General features: G+C 75.1%; 1 protein-coding gene. It reads left to right on the plus strand.

Translation table 11 applies throughout. From position 1 onward, the window contains the following. Positions 1 to 47: 47 nt before the first annotated feature. Positions 48 to 1,058 (plus strand): multicopper oxidase family protein (locus PROKR_RS11530; RefSeq protein ID WP_245605797.1); only part of this gene is annotated, 1,011 nt, incomplete at its 3' end.

Here is a 1,058-nt window from a genome sequence, read left to right on the forward strand (position 1 = left end):
GGGGCGGGCCGATGAGGCGCGTCGGCCCGGGGCGCGTGGCCGGGTCCGTGGCCGCAGGTACGGTGGCGCTGCTGCTCGGGCTCGCCGGCTGCGGCCTGGTCCCCGGCTCCGTCACCCCCGTGGACGAGGTGGAGTTCACGAACGAGCTCACGATCCCGCCCCTGGCGCCGTCGCGCGTCGTGGACGGCACGCGCGTCTTCTCCCTGACGGCGCAGGAGGGCGCCACCGAGTTCCTGCCCGGCGTCAAGACGCGCACCTGGGGATTCGACGGTGCCTACCTCGGCCCGACGCTGCGCGCCGAGCGCGGCGAACGCGTCGCCGTCGAGGTCACCAACGACCTCGACGAGCCCACCAGCGTGCACTGGCACGGCATGCACCTGCCCGCGGCCATGGACGGCGGCCCCCACCAGGAGGTCCAGCCGGGCGGGACCTGGCGGCCCACCTGGCAGATCGACCAGCCCGCCGCCACCCTCTGGTACCACCCGCACCCGCACGGAGCCACGGAGAAGCACGTCTACCGCGGCCTGGCGGGCATGTTCCTGCTCGACGACGACGCCTCTCGCACCGCCGACCTGCCGCAGGAGTACGGCGTCGACGACGTGCCCGTCGTCGTGCAGGACAAGGTGCTCGACGACGCCGGCCAGCTCGAGCTGTCGGACGACGGCAGCGAGCCCGGCACGCTCGGCGGGACGGTGCTGGCCAACGGGACGGTCGGGGCGTACCACGAGGTCACGACCGAGGCCGTGCGCCTGCGCCTGCTCAACGGGTCGACCGCCCGCACCTACCAGCTCGGCTTCGCCGACCGGGAGATGGACCTGGTCGCCACCGACGGCGGGCTGCTCGACGCCCCGGTCCGGCTCGAGCAGGTGCGGCTCGCGCCCGGCGAGCGCGCCGAGGTCGTCGTCCGGATGGAGCCCGGCGAGACCACCCGCCTGCACTCGTTCGAGGCCGACCTCGGGGGCGTCGTCGTCCCGTTCGCGATGGGCGGCAACGACGACTTCGACGTACTGGAGCTGCGCGCCGCCGACCGGCTGGGGCCGGCGCCCGCACCCCCCCGG

The organism is Promicromonospora kroppenstedtii DSM 19349 (genome assembly GCF_000515355.1).
Taxonomy (GTDB): domain Bacteria; phylum Actinomycetota; class Actinomycetes; order Actinomycetales; family Cellulomonadaceae; genus Promicromonospora; species Promicromonospora kroppenstedtii.